Source organism: Olsenella sp. oral taxon 809 str. F0356 (assembly GCF_000233535.1).
GTDB classification, from domain to species: Bacteria; Actinomycetota; Coriobacteriia; order Coriobacteriales; family Atopobiaceae; genus Olsenella_I; species Olsenella_I phocaeensis.
This window is the reverse complement of sequence record NZ_JH376563.1, coordinates 1,865,990-1,883,910: the sequence shown is the minus strand read 5'-3', so window position 1 is coordinate 1,883,910 and position 17,921 is coordinate 1,865,990. Positions and strand designations below refer to the sequence as shown.

General features: G+C 66.7%; 18 protein-coding genes and 1 tRNA gene. 16 read left to right on the top strand and 3 right to left on the bottom strand.

What is annotated here, in order from left to right:
• The first annotated feature begins 522 nt into the window (after window positions 1-522).
• The gene (locus HMPREF1008_RS08510; protein ID WP_009279455.1) at window positions 523-1,425 is read left to right on the top strand and encodes a hypothetical protein; all 903 of its coding nucleotides are present in this window, start codon (window positions 523-525) and stop codon (window positions 1,423-1,425) included.
• A 196-nt stretch (window positions 1,426-1,621) separates the two neighbouring features.
• Here HMPREF1008_RS08510 and HMPREF1008_RS08505 read toward each other — a convergent pair whose 3' ends face one another.
• A complete protein-coding gene (locus tag HMPREF1008_RS08505; protein WP_009279454.1) occupies window positions 1,622-3,037 on the bottom strand; it encodes an ATP-binding protein in 1,416 nt (471 codons plus the stop codon).
• 217 nt (window positions 3,038-3,254) lie between these two features.
• Here HMPREF1008_RS08505 and HMPREF1008_RS08500 point away from each other — a divergent pair.
• The 4 genes from HMPREF1008_RS08500 to clpX all read left to right on the top strand — a co-directional run bounded on the left by HMPREF1008_RS08500 (window position 3,255) and on the right by clpX (window position 6,824).
• Window positions 3,255-3,341, top strand: a tRNA-Leu gene (locus tag HMPREF1008_RS08500).
• 70 nt (window positions 3,342-3,411) lie between these two features.
• Window positions 3,412-4,740: a trigger factor gene (gene tig / locus HMPREF1008_RS08495; RefSeq protein WP_009279453.1), complete on the top strand. Its 1,329-nt coding sequence runs from the start codon at window positions 3,412-3,414 to the stop codon at window positions 4,738-4,740.
• Between the two features lie 131 nt (window positions 4,741-4,871).
• The gene (locus HMPREF1008_RS08490; protein ID WP_009279452.1) at window positions 4,872-5,486 is read left to right on the top strand and encodes an ATP-dependent Clp protease proteolytic subunit; all 615 of its coding nucleotides are present in this window, start codon (window positions 4,872-4,874) and stop codon (window positions 5,484-5,486) included.
• Window positions 5,487-5,522: 36 nt separating this feature from the next.
• Window positions 5,523-6,824: an ATP-dependent Clp protease ATP-binding subunit ClpX gene (clpX, locus tag HMPREF1008_RS08485; RefSeq protein WP_009279451.1), complete on the top strand. Its 1,302-nt coding sequence runs from the start codon at window positions 5,523-5,525 to the stop codon at window positions 6,822-6,824.
• A gap of 174 nt (window positions 6,825-6,998) precedes the next feature.
• Here the strand turns inward: clpX and HMPREF1008_RS08480 are convergent, their stop codons facing one another.
• Both HMPREF1008_RS08480 and HMPREF1008_RS08475 read right to left on the bottom strand, forming a co-directional pair.
• The gene (locus HMPREF1008_RS08480) at window positions 6,999-7,775 is read right to left on the bottom strand and encodes a TatD family hydrolase (RefSeq protein ID WP_009279450.1); all 777 of its coding nucleotides are present in this window, start codon (window positions 7,773-7,775) and stop codon (window positions 6,999-7,001) included.
• Window position 7,776: 1 nt separating this feature from the next.
• Complete coding sequence (locus HMPREF1008_RS08475) at window positions 7,777-8,568, bottom strand: ThiF family adenylyltransferase (RefSeq protein ID WP_198003167.1); 792 nt, start codon at window positions 8,566-8,568, stop codon at window positions 7,777-7,779.
• 426 nt (window positions 8,569-8,994) lie between these two features.
• Between HMPREF1008_RS08475 and HMPREF1008_RS08470 the strand changes: the two genes are divergently transcribed.
• The 11 genes from HMPREF1008_RS08470 to HMPREF1008_RS08420 all read left to right on the top strand — a co-directional run.
• Complete coding sequence (locus tag HMPREF1008_RS08470; protein WP_009279448.1) at window positions 8,995-9,996, top strand: PTS sugar transporter subunit IIB; 1,002 nt, start codon at window positions 8,995-8,997, stop codon at window positions 9,994-9,996.
• 12 nt (window positions 9,997-10,008) lie between these two features.
• Window positions 10,009-10,821 carry a PTS mannose/fructose/sorbose transporter subunit IIC gene (locus HMPREF1008_RS08465; RefSeq protein ID WP_009279447.1) on the top strand — a complete coding sequence of 271 codons (813 nt, stop codon included), beginning with the start codon at window positions 10,009-10,011 and terminating at the stop codon, window positions 10,819-10,821.
• 23 nt (window positions 10,822-10,844) lie between these two features.
• On the top strand, window positions 10,845-11,765 hold the full coding sequence (locus tag HMPREF1008_RS08460) for a PTS system mannose/fructose/sorbose family transporter subunit IID (protein ID WP_009279446.1): 921 nt from the start codon (window positions 10,845-10,847) through the stop codon (window positions 11,763-11,765).
• A gap of 226 nt (window positions 11,766-11,991) precedes the next feature.
• Entirely contained in the window at window positions 11,992-12,375 is a 384-nt protein-coding gene (locus HMPREF1008_RS08455) for a DUF956 family protein (protein ID WP_009279445.1), read from the top strand.
• Window positions 12,376-13,027: 652 nt separating this feature from the next.
• The gene (gene efp, locus HMPREF1008_RS08450) at window positions 13,028-13,594 is read left to right on the top strand and encodes an elongation factor P (RefSeq protein WP_009279444.1); all 567 of its coding nucleotides are present in this window, start codon (window positions 13,028-13,030) and stop codon (window positions 13,592-13,594) included.
• Between the two features lie 265 nt (window positions 13,595-13,859).
• A complete protein-coding gene (locus tag HMPREF1008_RS08445) occupies window positions 13,860-14,222 on the top strand; it encodes an Asp23/Gls24 family envelope stress response protein (RefSeq protein WP_009279443.1) in 363 nt (120 codons plus the stop codon).
• An 11-nt stretch (window positions 14,223-14,233) separates the two neighbouring features.
• Window positions 14,234-14,899 carry a transcription antitermination factor NusB gene (gene nusB, locus HMPREF1008_RS08440; RefSeq protein WP_083823536.1) on the top strand — a complete coding sequence of 222 codons (666 nt, stop codon included), beginning with the start codon at window positions 14,234-14,236 and terminating at the stop codon, window positions 14,897-14,899.
• Window positions 14,900-14,902: 3 nt separating this feature from the next.
• Window positions 14,903-15,169, top strand: a complete 267-nt coding sequence (locus HMPREF1008_RS08435; protein ID WP_009279441.1) for an exodeoxyribonuclease VII small subunit — start codon at window positions 14,903-14,905, stop codon at window positions 15,167-15,169.
• Between the two features lies 1 nt (window position 15,170).
• Complete coding sequence (locus tag HMPREF1008_RS08430; protein WP_009279440.1) at window positions 15,171-16,031, top strand: TlyA family RNA methyltransferase; 861 nt, start codon at window positions 15,171-15,173, stop codon at window positions 16,029-16,031.
• A 66-nt stretch (window positions 16,032-16,097) separates the two neighbouring features.
• Window positions 16,098-16,946, top strand: a complete 849-nt coding sequence (locus HMPREF1008_RS08425) for an NAD(+)/NADH kinase (RefSeq protein WP_009279439.1) — start codon at window positions 16,098-16,100, stop codon at window positions 16,944-16,946.
• Window positions 16,946-17,921, top strand: a 976-nt coding sequence (locus HMPREF1008_RS08420; protein ID WP_009279438.1) for an AAA family ATPase, incomplete at its 3' end; no start/stop codon positions are given. The genes HMPREF1008_RS08425 and HMPREF1008_RS08420, both read left to right, overlap by 1 nt.

Below are 17,921 nucleotides of genomic sequence, written 5' to 3'. Positions count from 1 at the left end.
CTGACGCAAGTGCTGGCTGTGCGCATCTCTCGCTTTTTGAATGTCACGTATCTACTTCCCGTCTCGGCCGAGTGGCTCGATCGGCCGACGGACGAGCTAACGGAGACCGAGAGCCCTGCCATCCTGAACCAGATAGGAGTGCGGGCGATGCTAGCGATATCTTCCAGAGGAAAGAAATTGTCGTCACCATAGATGGAGAGCTTCGGCCGTGCCATCGACGAAAAGCAATACCTGAACTTTGATGCGGCAGACGTGGCAAAGCCCACTGTGTCGTCGAAGGGGGAGCGAGCACGGCGCGAGCGACGGTACCGTCCAGAGGAAACGGCTCGCCGTCCAGGCGCTCGCTCGATGCCTTGCTTTCGAGGATGACTTTGCTGGCCGAACATGTGGTGCACGACTGCCCATGAGCAGGACGTTGCCAGGCAAGTTTGTGAGGCTGCTTCAGGGTGCCGACGGGACCAGCCAGCAACCCGCTTTGACAGTGGTTCTCAAATGGGAATCCAGTGGACGATGGAGGTACCAATGAGCGAGGAAGAGCAGGCGCGAGGCCCCGAAGAGCAGGCGGACGTCGAGGATCGGAAAGCTGCGCCAGGCAAGAAACGTATCCTTGTGATTGCGGCAATTGCACTGCTTGCCGTTGCTGCCGTGGCATTTTGGTACGTGAACTTCAAGGTGCCGCACGATGTAGCAGTAAAGGCTTTTGACGAGGCGGCTGCCGGACTCTCGCAGCGTAACCAGGAGCTTGACGACGCGGTGGCGAGCTTGCAGGGAGTGGTCGACTCCGGCGAACAGCCGCTCGACCAGTCGACGCTGGACGAGGCAAGGTCGGCAATTCAATCCGCCACTGCTGCAAAGGTCGAAGCGCCGCAGATGCCATCGGATACCGAGCAGATAAAGGCCGCGGCGGAAGAGGTCTCTTCCCTTGGGGATTACGCGTCGCCGCTGGAGTCCTTGCGGACCGCCCAGAAGAACCTCGAAAGCAGCATCGCCCAGATGAAGCTCGTCACCAATCCGTCGGGCGATTCTGTGGTGCAGCGTTTGACGGGCCTGGCCAATGTAACTGGAGCTGAGGCTGTTTCTGAGGACAACGATCCGAATGGGATGCTTGGTAAGGCTGGGTCGTACACGGCAACCGTCTATTTCAGCTCTGACTTGGTCGACCAGTCCAAGGTCTATCCAAGCACAGGATATACGCCCATTGTCGCCGCTGGCACCGATGGTGGCGGCGCGGTGGAGGTGTACGCGACGGCGGAGGACGCCCAAAAGCGCAATGACTACCTCGCTGCCTTCGACGGAAGCATCCTGGCGTCTGGCTCGCACAAGGTGGTCGGGACGTGCGTCGTCAGGACTTCCAACCTTCTTACCGCTTCGAATCAGCAAGCGCTTGAGGCTACGGTGATTGACGGGCTTACCAAGCTCGACTAGCTGCCATCGCATTTGATCATCTTGCCCCGGCGACAATCATGTTGGTGGGGCATTCATATGCCGAGCGGTTGGGGGGGCGACGCCGCTGACGCTGCGAGGAGGGCGCTGGGGCTGTAGGGGAGGCTTGTCTAGCAAAACGGACACTTCTGCTGCGGAATCGTCCGTGCGACCGGTCGCGCTGCCGTCCCGCCCCCCCTCACACCACCTCGCCCTTGTCGACGAGGACGAGGTCGTCCCTCTCGCCTGCAAGATCCTTGAGCTCGTCGGAGAAGCCTGTGTGGGAGAAGAGGCCCAGCAGGACGCCATCGTCGTAGCTTGCCGCGAACGTTTCTGCCTTCGCGGCAAGACGGCGATACTCGTCCATCCCGACGGGCTTGCCTGCGTAGTACTTGCACTCTCCTAGGAACGCCTTGGCGCCCCCGCCATCCTGCGCACAGACGTCAAGCTCCAGCGATCCCGTGCGGTTCCAGTAGCCGCCTATCCTGCTCGGCGTGATGCCCACCCTCCCCTCGAGGCACAGGCGTGCAAGGTCCTCCGCGCAGATTCTCTCGAACTCGAAGGGGACGAACTTGCTTTGGAAGCTCCGACCCATCGCCTCGAGGCTAGGTCTCATGTTGCCCATCTCGAGCTCTCCCCGGAAGGGATGCACGTAGGTGAGCCAGAAGCGCAGGAAGCTGTCCGACACCTCATAGAGCCCGTTCTTGCTGCGCTCGGGGTAGCGCTCGTTGAAGGGGACCCTCCGCTCGAGGAAGCCGAGCGACATGAGGGGCTTCAGGTAGGGGGTGATCTCTTGTGCCTTTCTCCCCAGCAGCTTTGCCAGTTCGGACGTCTTCCTGCTGCCTGCCGCCACCCCGGAAAGGATGGAGAGGTAGCTGGCAGTGCCTCTTGTCTCTTCCCCTAGGAGGAACTCAGGCTCCTCGTAGAGGAAGCCATAGGTGGAGAGGACGTTGCGACGTATGGATTCCTCGAAGTCCTGGTCGGGGCTAAAGAGCTCGAGGTACTTGGGCACCCCGTTCGTGATGGCATACGAGCGTACGACCGATTCGTAGCTTGCCCTTGGGAAGGCCCCTCGCAGCTCCTGAAATGCAAGCGGCCTTAGCCTCATCTGCGACGTGCGCCTGCCATAGAGGGGGCTCGTCCGCGAGAGGACCTGGTCCCTCATCATGCTTACGGACGAACCACAGAGTATGAGGGTGCATCCTGTGTTCGAGAGCAGCTCGTCCCATACGTACTGCATGATGGAGGGCATGGCCTTGTTCGCCCCGATGAGGTAGGGGAACTCGTCGATGGCCAATACGTACGGTCTGCCGGACATGGCGTCCGCGATTGCGCCAAACAGGGGGCGCCAATCGTCGAAGCTCGCGTCTGCCAGCAGGCGGTTTTCCGCGAACGTGGCTGTCTCCTGGGCGAAGCGCCTGCGGTTGAGCACCTCGTCTTCCTTGGATGCCAGGAAGTAGAGGGAGGGCTTGTCCTGGATGAACTGCTTGATCAGCGCCGTCTTTCCCACGCGCCTGCGTCCGTAGATGACCACGAACGAGCTGCCGCTCTGGTATTCGGCATCGAGTGCGGCGAGCTCCTTCTCGCGACCGAAGAACGGGATGCTACGTGCCATGCGACCACTCCTTATAGATAAGAGAAACACGATTATTATAAGTACGTTTCTCTTTTCTCACAACAGCTAGATGGGCCTACCTTGCATGCGGCGCAGCCGGCTGTCCTGCAACGCTTCCGCCACGCTCCGCCCCTCTCCCCGTTTGCGTGAAGACGGGCAACGTCAGCTCACACGCCCAGCAGCCTTTGCTAGAATCCATAAATTGCATGTGACTAATGCGGGCGTGGCGGAACTGGTAGACGCGCTGGATTTAGGTTCCAGTGGGAGAAATCTCGTGAAGGTTCGAGTCCTTTCGCCCGCACCACGTCGCAGACGCAGAGGAACTGTGCGAGGCGGGCCCTCCCGCCAAGCAGGAGAACAACACTGGAGGAACGTTGAACATCACCGTCACCGCCGAGAGGCCCCAGAACGACCAGGTAGTCGCCACGCTCACCGTGCCCGCTGCCGACGTCGACAAGGCAATCGCCCAGACCTACAGGGACATCGCCCAGAAGTACGCCTTCCAGGGCTTCCGCCGCGGTCGCGCGCCCCGTCCCGTCATCGACAGCATGGTGGGCCGCAGCTCCGTCCTGGCCCAGGCCACCGAGGACGTCATGAACGAGGCGCAGCCCCTGATGTTCGAGGAGCTCGACATCGTCCCCGTCGACCGTCCCAACTACGGCGACGACCCCGTCACCGTGGTCGAGCACGAGGACCTCACCGTGACCTGCACCGTCAGCGTTCCCCCCACCTGCGAGCTCGACTCCTACGATGCCCCCGCCATCAACATGCCTCCCCAGGAGGCCACGGAGGCCGAGATCGACATGCAGGTCGAGCAGCTCCTCAGCTACCACGTGAGCTACGAGGACGAGACCGAGGACCGCGCCGTCGTCGCCGGCGACGTGATCGTGGCCGACGTCCAGAACAAGGAGGGCGCGCCCGAGCTCGCCGGCACCGACCGCCAGCTGGGCCTCTCCAACGCCTACCTGCCCAGCGAGTTCGTCGACGGCATCGTGGGCATGACCAAGGGCCAGACCAAGGACATTGAGTGGACCCGCGCCCACGACGACCACGAGCACCACGTCGCCGTGACCGTGACCCTCAAGGGCATCAAGAAGTCCGTCACCCCCGAGCTCGACGACGAGTTCGCCAAGAAGAGCTTCGGCTTCGACACCGTGGCCGAGCTGCGCGACGCCGTGAAGGAAGAGATCGAGGGCGACAAGAAGAACAGCCTCCCCGGCCTCAAGGAGGACCGCGTCGTCGAGGAGATCGGCAAGCACCTCACCCTGGAGGAGGTCCCCGAGGCCTACCAGAACCAGGTCTTCTCCGAGCTGGCCAACGAGGTCCTGGGCCAGCTGCAGCGCCAGGGCATGTCGCTTGACATGTACCTCGCCGCGCGCCAGATCAAGAGCGAGGACTTCCTCGCCGACCTGCACGAGCAGGCCGCCGAGCGCGCCCGCCAGTCGCTGGCCCTCGACGCCCTGGCCGCCAAGCTCGAGCTCAAGGCCACCGAGGAGGACGTGCGCGCCGAGTTCGAGCGCGCCGGCGTGGACGACGTCGACGCCTCCATCGACGAGTTCACCAAGAGCGGCCAGATGCCCGCCATCCGCGAGTCCATCCGCCGCACCAAGGCCGTGAAGTGGCTGAGCGAGAACGCCACCGTGACCGAGGTCGACGAGATCGCCGAGGCCCGCGCCAAGAAGGACGAGGAGTCCGGCGAGTAGCAGCCGCCGCGGCGGGGGAGGGCAGGCTCGGAGTTGCCCCACGCCCCCTCCGCATTCGCGCGACCCACGACTAGTAGATGCGCTCCGGGGGTACCAACTCTCGGAGCGCATTCCTCTAGGTTAGGAGAGACATGATCAACCCCACCAACATCCCCCTCATCCCGTACGTGGTCGAGCAGACCCCGCGCGGCGAGCGCAGCTACGATATCTACTCGCGCCTGCTCAACGACCGCATCGTCTTCCTGGGCGAGGAGGTCACGCGCGACAGCGCCAACCTCGTGATCGCCCAGCTCCTCCACCTCGAGAGCCAGGACCCCGACAAGGACATCTCGCTCTACATCGACTCGCCCGGCGGCGACGTGTACGCTGGCCTGGGCATCCTCGACACCATGAACTTCATCAAGCCCGACGTGTCCACCATCTGCGTGGGCATGGCCGCCTCCATGGGCGCCGTGCTCCTCTCGGCCGGCGCCAAGGGCAAGCGCATGGCGCTGCCCAACTCCATGGTGCTCATCCACCAGCCCAGCTCGGGCGCCCAGGGCCAGCAGACGGACATTCAGATCGCGGCGGACGAGACCCGCTGGATCCGCAACCGCCTGAACGAGATCCTGTCCCAGAACACGGGCCAGCCCATCGAGAAGATCAACGCCGACACCGAGCGCGACAACTACATGCGCGCCGAGGAGGCACGCGAGTACGGCCTGGTGGACAAGGTCATCGCATCGCGCATGGAGCAGGCGGAGTAGCAAGCGGGCGCGACGCGCCCTTCGAGGAGAGGCCAGATGGCGATAGACAACAACCCACCCGAGATGCGCTGCTCGTTCTGCGGCAAGACCCGCAGCCAGGTGCGCAAGCTCGTCCAGGGGCCCAACGGGGTCTTCATCTGCGACGAGTGCGTCAGCGAGTGCGCCGACATCATGGCAGAGAACGACGAGGACTTCGTGCCTGAGGGCGACTTCGACCAGTTCGACCTCGCCCAGGGCCCCATACAGAACCTCCCGACCCCGCACGACATCTACGACGAGCTGTCGCAGTACGTGATGGGCCAGGAGGAGGCCAAGCGCGCGATGAGCGTGGCCGTCTACAACCACTACCGCCGCATCGTGTCCGGCGACGACGTGACGAGCGAGGACGAGGAGCGAGTGGAGCTCGCCAAGAGCAACATCCTGCTGTTGGGCCCCACCGGCACGGGCAAGACCCTGCTGGCGCAGACCCTGGCGCGCTTCCTCGAGGTGCCCTTCGCCATCGCCGACGCCACGACCCTCACCGAGGCCGGCTACGTGGGCGAGGACGTGGAGAACATCCTGCTCAAGCTTATCGCCGCCGCCGATGGCGATGTGGAGAGGGCCCAGCTGGGCATCGTCTACATCGACGAGATCGACAAGATCGCCCGCAAGGCCGAGAACCTCTCCATCACCCGAGACGTCTCCGGCGAGGGCGTGCAGCAGGCGCTGCTCAAGATCCTGGAGGGCACCATCGCCAGCGTGCCCCCGCAGGGAGGGCGCAAGCACCCCCAGCAGGAGCTCATCCACATCGACACCAGGAACATCCTCTTCATCTGCGGCGGCGCCTTCGTGGGCCTGGACAAGATCGTGGCCGACCGCATAGGCAAGAAGGGCATCGGCTTCAACGCCGAGCTCTCCCGGAAGACGGAGGAGAACCAGGACGAGCTCATGGCCGCGGTCATGCCCCAGGACCTGCACAAGTTTGGCATGATTCCCGAGTTCGTCGGCCGCATCCCCGTGATTACCTCGACCCACGAGCTCACCGAGGACGACCTGGTGCGCATCCTCACCGAGCCGCGCAACGCCATCGTGAAGCAGTACCGTCGCATGTTCCAGATCGAGGGCGTCGAGCTCGAGTTCGAGGACGCGGCCCTGCGCGAGATGGCGCGGCAGGCCATAGAGCGCGGCACCGGTGCGCGCGGCCTGCGTGCGATCTGCGAGTCCACGCTGCAGCAGACGATGTTCGACCTGCCGAGCGACCTGGACATCACCAAGGTCGTCGTGACGCCCGAGTCGGTGGGCGGCGGCACGTTGCCTCGCGTCGTGCGCGAGGACGCGGGCAAGCACCGCGCGGTGTAGGACACGTGGTCCGCTCGCGCGCAAACCAGCCGTGGTCTGCGCGCGAGCTTGCGTTTTAGCAGGTATTTCTTGAGAGGCGCGCAAACCGGCTGTGGTCTGTGCGCCTCTCTCCCTTTTTGCGCCGCCGCGCGTCTAGCACGGGCTCGGCTGCCGTGCGTTCGCGCCGCCGCGCGTCTAGCTCAACCCCAGCAGCTCCGTCGCGTTGGCGGCGCAGGCCTCGCGCACGTCTCGCCCGCGTATTCCCTCGAGCTGGTCCAGCGTCCGCTCGAGCGAGGCGGCTATCTTGGCGGCCGAGAAGGGCTTGCCCTCCGTGGGTGGGAGGTCCGTCTCGGTGAGGAGCCTGCCCTCGGGCAGCTGTCGGGCGTACTCGCGGCCGCGCCTGGTGGCGAGCATCATCTCGTTGACCGAGAACCAGCAGCCCGCCTTCACGGCGCGGTGCAGCTCGTCGCTCGTGCCGCTGAACCAGTGGAAGACGCAGGCGCAGCGCTCGAGGGCGCGCGTGCGCTCCAGGACGTCGAGCACCGTGCCGGCGCACCTCACGGAGTGGATCGAGAGCACGCGCAGCCTGCCGTCCGGACCGGGCCCCGATGCGGCTGCGGCGCAGACGCGCTCGAGGGACGCGAGCTGGCGTGCCTCGCTTCCCAGGTCGACGTGGGCAGGCGAGAGGTCCATGCCTATCTCGCCCACGAAGCCCTCCTGGCTGGCGAGCCGTGCCGCCAGCGCGACGTCGGCGTCCGTCATGCGGCCGTCCGCCACCCACCAGGGATGCGCCCCCACGGCGAGACGGACGTTGGGGGCGTCTTTGAGCTCCTCGCGCGCTCGCAGGTAGCCCTCCGGCGTCACGCTGCAGGCGAGGATGGCCAGGCCGAGCCCCTCGGCCTCCACGGCCACCTCGCGCGCGTTGGACATGAGGTCGAGGTGGCAGTGCGTGTCTACCAGCCGCCAGCCCACGCTAGCGCCAGCCCTGGTGGTCGAGCTCGTTGGAGAGCCCCGCGAGGTCGCAGATCACCCGTCCGGCGATCATCTGGCCCATGATGGGGGGCAGGTAGCTCATGGTCCCCAGTATGGAGCGGCTGCGGTCTCGCCTGCCGTCGGGGCCGGTGCCACCCTCGACGGGGATGGGCGGCTCGTCGGAATAGAGGACCCTGAGGCCGCGTATGCCGCGCTTGCGGCACTCCTTGCGCATCACGCGCGCTATGGGGTCCACGTCCGTCCTCTCTATGGTCGAGAAGCGCAGACGGCAGGGGTTGAGCTTGTTCGCCCCTCCCATGCTGGAGAGGAGGGGGATGCCCTCGTCCTGGCACCAGCGGGCGATGGCCAGCTTCTGCGACACGGTGTCGATGGCGTCCACGACGCAGTCGGGGCGGGGGAGGGCGGCGAGCGCGTCGGTCAGGCCGTCCTTGCCCAGGAAGGCGTTGAGGGCCGTGACCTGGCAGTCGGGGTTGATGTCGCGCACGAGGTGCTCCATGACCTCGCTCTTGGGCTGGCCCAGCGTGTGCTGCCATGCCACGGCCTGCCGGTTGAGGTTGCTGGGGGCCACCACATCGCGGTCCACCAGCACGAGGGAGCCTACGCCGCCTCGTGCGAGCGCCTCCGCGCAGTTGGAGCCCACGCCACCCAGCCCCAGCACCATGACGCGGCTCGCCTGCACGCGCGCCAGGGCCTCGTCGCCCATGACCAGCCTCAGGCGGTCGCTTGCGGTCTCGACCTCGTGCGCGACGCCGCTCTCGCTTTGCTGGAGCATGGATGGGTCTCCCCTCTGCATGGCACGGGCTCCCTTCGCCTTGGGCCTCGTGTTTGCGTACCAGCCGATTGTAGGTGCCAGACGGACCGCGTGGGTGCCAAAGGGACAGGCCAGGGCCCAAAGGTGGGCATTTTGGGCGAGAAAAAAACTGGCAATGTTCCGCAAAGTCAAGAAGATATAGGTGGACGGCATCTTGACCCAAAAATTAAATCTGATTCGTTCGCACTGTCTACGTCTGTATATGTATTGTTGTTCAAACAAGTTAGCGTTCGACGAACGGCAGCTCGTCAAAGGAAAACCACAAAACAATATAATTTTGTTTTGTGCGATGTACGTGCGGGTGGCTTCGGCAAGTTGACCTGAGACGAGTCGCGTCGCACGGGACCTGTAGGCAAGGAAGTACAAGAAAGGCGAAGGAGGTAAGCGATGGTAGGCATCATTTTGGCAAGCCACGGCGGGCTCTGCACGGGCATCAAGGAGTCGGGACAGATGATCTTTGGTCCCCAGGAGAGCGTCGAGGCGGTCGCCCTGACCCCCGACATGGGGCCGGACGACTATCACGCCAAGCTGCTCGAAGCGGTCGCTAAGCTCGAAGACCAGGACCACGTCCTGTTCCTGGTCGACCTCTGGGGAGGCACTCCCTTCAACCAGACCTCGCGTCTGCTTGAGGAGGAGGGCAAGGAGGATTGGGTCGCGGTGACCGGCCTCAGCCTGCCCATGCTCGTCTCGGCGTATGGCTCCCGCATGGCGGCCGAGACCGCAGCCGACGTGGCCAAGGAGATCTATCCCGAGGCCAAGGGCGGTGTCAAGGTCAAGCCCGAGTCCCTGCAGCCCGCGGAGGCCGTCGTGGCCGCGCCGGCTCCCGCAGCCGCCCCCATGGGCGCCATCCCCGAGGGGACGGTCCTGGGCGACGGCCACATCAAGTTCGTGCTCGTGCGCGTCGACACCCGCCTGCTCCACGGCCAGGTCGCCACGACCTGGACCAAGATGACCGGTCCCGACCGCATCATCGTGGTATCCGACGACGTCTCGAAGGACCAGCTCCGCAAGACGATGATCGTCCAGGCGGCGCCTCCGGGAGTCAAGGTGCACGTCGTGCCCGTCCAGAAGATCATCGACGTCGCCAAGGACCCGCGCTTCGGTGCCACCAAGGCGATGCTCCTCTTCGAGACCCCGCAGGACCTGCTCCGCGCGGTCGAGGGCGGCGTCGACATCAAGAAGGTCAACCTCGGCTCCATGGCCCACTCGGTGGGCAAGGTCGTCGTGACCAACGCCATCGCCATGGGCGAGGACGATGTCGAGACGCTCGAGAAGCTCGCCGGCCACGGCATCGAGTTCGACGTGCGCAAGGTGCCCGCCGACTCCGCCGAGCCCTTTGACGCCATCATGAAGAAGGCAAAGTCCGAGCTTGCCGCCCAGACCAAGTAAGAAGGAGGGAATATGTCGCCAATCACGATCCTGCTCGTCGTCATCGTCGCGTTCTTCGCGGGCATGGAAGGCATCCTCGACCAGTGGCAGTTCCACCAGCCGCTCGTCGCCTGCACCCTTATCGGAATCGTCACGGGCTATCCCACCGAGGGCATCCTCCTGGGCGGCTCGCTCCAGATGATCGCCCTTGGCTGGGCCAACATCGGCGCCGCCGTCGCGCCTGACGCGGCCCTGGCCTCCGTCGCCTCCGCCATCATCATGGTGCTCGCCCTCTCGGGCGGCAGCGCCGACTCCACCACGGCCGTCAACGCCTCCATCGCGCTGGCCATCCCCCTGTCGGTCGCCGGCCTCTTCCTCACGATGATCGCCCGCACGCTGGCCACCGGCATGGTCCACGCCATGGACCAGGCCGCCGAGCGCGCCGACTTTGGCGCCATCGAGCGCTGGCAGTTCGCCGGCATCATCATGCAGGGCCTGCGCATCGCCATCCCGGCCGCCGCGCTCTGCGTCATCCCCGCCGAGGCCGTGACCAACGCCCTCAACGCCATGCCCGCATGGCTGTCCGGCGGCATGGCCGTCGGCGGCGGCATGGTCGCCGCCGTGGGCTACGCCATGGTCATCAACATGATGGCCACCAAGGAGGTCTGGCCCTTCTTCGCCCTGGGCTTCGTCCTCGCCGCCATCAGCCAGCTCACGCTCATCGCCCTCGGCGCCATCGGCGTCTCCCTCGCCCTGATCTACCTCGGCCTCAAGGAGCTTGCCACCCAGGGTGGCGGCGCCGGCGGCTCGGGCGACCCTCTCGGCGACATCCTGAACAACTACTAGGCCCCAAGGGAGTGTGAAGACAAATGGCAGAAGAGAAGATCACGCTCAGCGCCAAAGACCGCAAGGCGGTCGCGTGGCGCCACCAGTTCCTCCAGGGCTCCTGGAACTACGAGCGCATGCAGAACGGCGGATGGTGCTACTCCATCATCCCGGCCATCAAGGCCCTGTATCCCAACAAGGATGACCAGGTCGCAGCCCTCAAGCGCCACCTGGAGTTCTATAACACCCACCCGTACGTCTCCTCCCCGGTCATGGGCGTCACCCTGGCGCTCGAGGAGGGCCGCGCCAACGGCGAGCCCATCGACGACGCCACCGTCCAGGGCGTCAAGGTCGGCATGATGGGACCGCTGGCCGGCGTCGGTGACCCCGTGTTCTGGTTCACCGTGCGCCCCATCCTGGGTGCCCTCGGTGCCTCCCTGGCGCTCTCGGGCAACATCCTGGGACCCATCCTGTTCTTCGTCCTCTGGAACGTCATCCGCCTTGCGTTCGAGTACTACACGCAGGAGTTCGGCTACAAGGCCGGCGCCTCCATCGCGCAGGACCTCTCGGGCGGCATGCTGGGCAGGATCACCGAGGGCGCTTCCATCCTTGGCATGTTCATCATCGGCTCGCTGGTCGAGCGCTGGGTGTCCATCTCGTTCACCCCGATCGTCTCGAAGATCCCGCAGCAGGCCGGCGCCTACATCGACTGGGCCAACCTGCCTGCCGGCGCCGAGGGCGTCAAGACCGCCCTCCTGCAGTACAGCGCCCTGGGCGTCAACGGCCTTGACGCGACCAAGGTGACCACCCTCCAGCAGAACCTCGACCAGCTCATCCCCGGCCTCGCCGCCGTGCTGCTGACCCTGCTCTGCTGCAAGCTGCTGAAGAAGAACGTCTCGCCCATCGCGATCATCCTCGCGCTGTTCGCCTTCGGCATCGTCGGCCGCGTCTGCGGCTTCATGTAGGAAGCACGCCCGCGACGGCGGGCGTGACGCTCGACGCGAGGGGCCGCGCCTAGTAGGCTGTGGGAGGCAGGGAGCCTTCTCGGCCGAGGGGCGGGCCCCTCTCGCTTGGCACCGGAACGCATCGGGACGCCCATCGCGGCGGGCGTCTTGCTGGCACTGGAACGCATGGGTTGGCGGACGCCCCGGGTGCCGCCACGAATAGACCCCGACCGATCGGAGCCCGAAGATGGCGCAATCGCAGAACAGCAGCGTGGACCTCGCCGTGCGCGCGACCTCCTACCATGGGCTCGCCACCTACGGGGACCTCATGGTGGGCAACAAGGCAATCGAGTTCTACAACGAGAAGAACGCCGAGGACTACGTCCAGATTCCCTGGGGCGAGGTGGACCACGTCGCCGCGTCCGTGATGCTGGGTGGCAGGTGGATCTCGCGCTTCGCGGTGTTCACGAAGACGAACGGCAGCTTCTCGTTCTCCACGAGGGACAACAAGGCCACGCTGCGCGCGATGCGGCCGTACGTGGGGGAGGACCGTCTTGTGAGGTCGCCGAGCTTCCTGGACGTGGTCGGGCTAGGCGTGCGGCGCCTGTTCAGGGACGTCACCGGGAAGTAGCGCCGTCGCGCGTCGCGTGGGCGTACGGGCGGGCGGCTGCGCCTCTCGCCTTCGTCGTCCACGCGCCTGCGCACGCCCGCCTCACCGTGCACGCTCCAACGCACGCGCAGTCTCATCGAGCACGCGTCAACGCACGTGTCGTCTTGTCACTCACGCCAAAGCGCACATCTGGCGCGTCGTCCACGCCGTTGCGCACGCCCGCCTCACCGTGCACGCTCCAACGCACGCTCATTTCATCCTTCACGCTCCAACGCACACGCGCCTCGGCGTTTGCCCAGTTGCCGCCTTGGGAGCTTGTGCGCTCGCGCGTGGAGGATTCACGCGTTGTGCGTTCGCGCGTGGAGAACGCTCGCGGCGTGCGTGACGACGTGCGCGGTGGTGCGGGACGTGCTCGGCTACGTGCATGATGGCGCCGCAGCGTGCGCGGCTACGTGCATGGTGGTGCTGCGGTGTGCGTGACGGCATGCCGGGCGAGTGGCGCGTGCGCCAGGCCGCACGCGACGGCGCCCCAACTGTCGCGATGCCAGCTGTTGGCTGTGTGAAGCCCCAGGCAGGAGCATCTGCCGACAGCCCGCCCTGCGCTATACTGCCTGCGCATATGACTAGGAGCCCGCGCCTCGCGCTTGCGGGCGCAGGCGAGAAGGAGAGACACGTGGCAACCATCAGCACCGCAGACTTCAAGAACGGCATGGGCCTCAAGATCAACGGCAAGTACTACACCCTTGTCGAGTTCCAGCACGTCAAGCCCGGCAAGGGCGGTGCCTTCGTCCGCTACACCATCAAGGACCTCAAGAGCGGCAAGACCATCAACAACCAGACGGTCAACGCCGGCACCAAGTTCGAGAGCGTCCAGCTCATCACCCGCGAGATGCAGTACCTCTACAACGACGGCGTCGCCTACGTCTTCATGGACAACGAGTCGTACGAGCAGATCCCCGTCGACCCCTCCTACATCGGCGACAACGCCCAGTGGCTCAAGGAGAACGACACCTGCCAGCTCCTCTACGCCGACACCGAGCTCCTGGGCGTGAACCCGCCCATGTTCATCGAGGTCGAGATCACCGAGACCGACCCCGGCTTCAAGGGCGACACCGTCCAGGGCGGCACCAAGCCCGCCACCATCGAGACCGGCGCAACCATCCAGGTCCCCATGTACCTGAACCAGGGCGAGGTCATCAAGGTCGACACCCGCGACGGCAAGTTCGTCTCGCGCGTCTAGCGCCCCCCAGGCATGCCCCCTTCGGGACCCGCGTGCGAGCGGCACGTGGGTCCCGCGCTTTAGGGCCGGGACCGCGCGTTGGCTTCCATGTCCGGCATGCCCGTGTCCGACCGGACACCCGTCCTGCCCGCGCGAACGGCGTGCCGGCGTCGTGTCCCCGCGGCGGCTTCGTGGGCGACGGCACCCGGCCATGCCCAACGTCTATACTGGTCCCGTGAGCGTCGCAAACGGATTCGACGGAGCGTCCCTCCCGAAAGGACTTCCCATGGCAGACAGCGAACTCTTCATCTCTGGAATCGGCATCTCGCGGAACGTCGTCTCGACCATCGTCACCCTGGCGGCCGAAAAGGTCGAGGGCGTCGTGCGCGTGGGCGGCAACGACATCGCCTCCAGCTTGGTCTCCGTCTTCACCCGCAGCAGCGTTCCCGCGGCGCAGGCCGTCGAGTCCAGCGTCGAGGACGACGAGCTCAGGGTCTCCGTCCACCTGGCCGTCTTCTACGGGTACCCCTTCACCCAGCTCGCCGCCGCCGTTCGCGAGGCCGTCGCCGCCGCCATCACCGAGCAGGTCGGCGTCCAGGTCGCGGCGGTCGACGTCTGCATCGACAGCCTCGTATTTCCCAAGGAGTAGCGTTGTCCAACATGCACTTCGGTCCGCGCACCACTGCGCGCAGCCAGGCCCTGCAGCTTCTGTTCCAGGCCGAGGCCACTGGCCGCACGGTCTATGAGGTCCTCGAGGGCGACTACTCGCTCTCGGACGGCCCCCTCGACCCCTTCGGCGAGCGCCTCGCGCGCGGGGCGGACGACATGCGCTCCGACCTCGACGCCGTCATCGACGCGACCTCCTCCAACTGGAGGCTCTCGCGCATGCCCGCCGTCGACCGCAACCTCCTGCGCATCGCCCTGTACGAGATGCTCGAGGTCGACGAGGTTGCGACCGCCGTGGCAATCGACGAGTCCGTCGAACTGGCGAAGGCCTACGGTACCGACGAGTCCTCGCGCTTCGTGAACGGCCTTCTCGGCCGCGTCGCCTCTCGCATGGAGGCGGGTCGCGACGTGGTCGCGGACGCCCATGAGGAACTCTCCCGCCGCGCGGAGGAGGAACGCCGGCATGCCGAGGCGGCAGACGCCGAGCTCGTGGAGGCTGGAGAGGCGGAGGACGAGGGTGGCCCCGACCGGGCCGACTCCGGCGAGGCCGATGCCCGGCCAGGCGAGAACGGCGTCGACTCCGAGGCTGCGGCTGAGCCCCAGCCGGAGGCTCCTGCGGAGTCCGAGGTCCCCGAACCCCAGACCGTCGAAGCAGAGTAGGCCATGGCGAAGCCGGACACCTCCGCGTACGAGTCCTTCGAGGACATCAGCGGACGCCTCGACCAGATTATAGACCTGGTCCGTGACAAGGAGACCTCCCTCGAGCGCTCGCTCGACCTCTTCGACGAGGCCATAGCCCTGGGCTCCAAGGCGGTGGACCTGGTCGACGCGACGGACTTCTCCGCGCGCGAGCAGGCCCAGCTTGCCGATTCCCACGCGCCCCAGGCGGCGGGTGACGGGCAGGCAGGGCCGACCACCAGCGGGGACTAGCATGGGCCGGGGCCGTCGCCGCCTTGACCAGCTCCTGGTGGAGAGGGGCCTCTTCTCCAACGCGCAGGACGCCCTGCGTTCCATCCTCGCGGGCGACGTCAGCACCAGCGACCGGAGGCTCGACCATGCCGGCGAGCTCCTCGCGCCCGACGCGCCCCTCCACGTGAGGGGTCACATCGCCTACGTGGGCCGCGGCGGCCTCAAGCTCGAGCGCGGCCTCGACGCCTTCGGGGTCGACCCAACCGGGCTCGCCTGCCTGGACGTGGGCTGCTCGACCGGTGGCTTCACCGACTGCCTGCTCAAGCGCGGCGCCGCGAGCGTGCTCTCCGTGGACGTGGGCTACGCGCAGTTCGACTGGACGCTGCGCCAGGACCCCCGCGTCACCCTCCTCGAGCGCACCAACATCGTGGACGTCCCCTCGCCCGAGCGCGCGGGGCGTGTCGACCTCGCGGTCTGTGACGTCTCGTTCACCTCGGTCACGACCGTGCTGCCCGCCGTGTGCGAGCTCCTCTCGCCCGAGGGCTCCTTCCTCACGCTGGTCAAGCCACAGTTCGAGGCCACGCGCTCCCAGGTGGGGGAGGGCGGCGTCGTGGGCGACCCCGGGGTATGGCTTTGGGCGCTTGCCAAGGTCGCCTCCGCCTTCGAGGAGAGGGGCCTCGCCCCTCGTGGCTGCTGCGCGAGTCCCATCGCCGGACACAAGGGCAACAGGGAGTTCCTGCTGCTGGGCACGCGCGGCACGTCGCCTGCGGAGCTGGACCTCGCCGGCGTCGTTGCCGAGACGGCGCGCGCCGCCGGCGTCGCGTGGGACGCGCCGGGCACGCGGCACGCCGACCGCGCGCCCGGTCTCGGTGCGACTGGATAGGCGCTCCGGCTCCGTGCTACACTCTTGCAAAGACCGAACACGCGTTCCAAATGAGGGGTGTCAAGGATGAAGGTGCTGCTCGTTCCCAACTACTCCCGTCCCGAGGCCATGGAGGGCGCCAGCCGCCTTGCGGCGTGGCTCGAGGGGGAGGGCGTCGAGCTGCAGTGGGCCCACGACAAGAAGCTCTTCCCCGGTTGCGTGGTGAGCACCGAGGGCGTGGACCTGGTCGTCTCGCTCGGAGGCGACGGAACGCTGCTGAGGGCGTCACGCATCGTGGGCTACCAGGAGATACCCCTCCTCGGTCTCTCGTACGGGCACCTGGGCTTCCTCACGGCGGGCGGCCCATCCAACATGATCGAGACGGTGGCGGACGCCCTCGCGGGCGAGCTCCACGCGTCCCATCGCGCGACCCTGGACATCGAGGTCGAGTTCGAGCTGCCGGACGGCAGCATAGAGTCGAAGCGCTCCTTCGCGCTCAACGACCTCTCGCTCACGCATGGCGTGAGGGGGGACATGATCGAGTTCGACGTGGCGGTCTCGGGGCACCACATCGAGCGCCTGAGGGGGGACGGCTTCGTGGTGGCGACGGCCACCGGGTCCACGGGCTACGCCCTCGCGGCGGGCGGACCCATCGTCACGCCAGAGTTCTCGGGCATGGTCTGCGTGCCCGTGGCGCCGCACTCCATCAGGGCCCGCGCCTTCCTCACGGCGCCCTCCGACGTCGTGGAGATCGCGATCAGCCCCGAGCGCCATGCCGAGCGCCTCTTCTTCTCCGACGGACAGCCCATGGACTGCGGCCCGCGCGGCGTGCGCGCCACCGTGAGGCGCGGCCCGGGCGACATCATCCTCCTGGACCGCAGCTCGAAGAGCTTCTACCAGTCGGTCTCGCGCGTGTTCTACGGGGAGAACCGCTGATGATCGACCAGCTCCACGTGCAGGACGTGGCGCTCATCCACGACGCCACCATCGAGCCCGCGGCGGGCCTCACCGTCCTCACGGGCGAGACGGGCACGGGCAAGTCCGCGCTGCTCTCGTCCATCAAGCTGCTCATGGGCGAGCGGGCGGACGCCGGCGCCGTGCGCGAGGGGAGCGACTGCCTGGTCGTCGAAGGCAGGCTCTTCCTCACGGGCGGCGATGGGGACGGCGTCGTGGTGAGGCGCCAGGTCGAGTCGAGCGGCCGCGGCAGGGTGCAGCTGGACGGCCGCATGGCCTCGGTGCGAGAGCTCGCCGAGGGGGTGGGCTCGAGCATCGACCTCTGCGGGCAGCACGAGCACCAGAGGCTCCTCCAGGTGGCAAGCCACGTCGACCTCCTGGACGGCTGGGCGGGGGAGGGCGTGACGAGCGCGCGGGAGTCCTACGCGCAGGCTCTCAGGGACGCCCGCGCCGCGAAGGCGGAGCTCGAGCGCGTGGTCGAGATGAGCCGCTCCGCGGACGGGCGCGTGGACGAGGCCTCCTTCGTCCTCAGGCGCATAGACGAGGTGGGGCCCGCGGAGGGGGAGCTCGAGGAGCTCGAGCAGCAGCTCCCCATGGCGGAGCACTCGGAGTCCCTGCTCAGGGCGGCCGGAGGGGCGCACGAGTCCATCCTGGGGGACGAGGGCGTCTCTGACGCGCTCGCCTCCGCGGTGTCCGAGCTCAGGGACGCGGCGGCCTACGACGAGCGGCTCGAGGGCTTTGCCTCCCGGCTCGAGTCCAGCCTCATCGACGTGGAGGACGTGGCCTCGGAGCTCAGGCGCTACCGCGACTCCCTCGACTTCGACCAGGACTCGCTCGAGCGCATGCAGGCGCGGATGTCCCAGCTCCAGGGGCTCCTGCGCAGCTACGGCCCGCGCATGGAGGACGTCCTCGAGCGGCGCCGCAAGGCCGCGGAGCTCGTGGACGCGGCCCGCGACG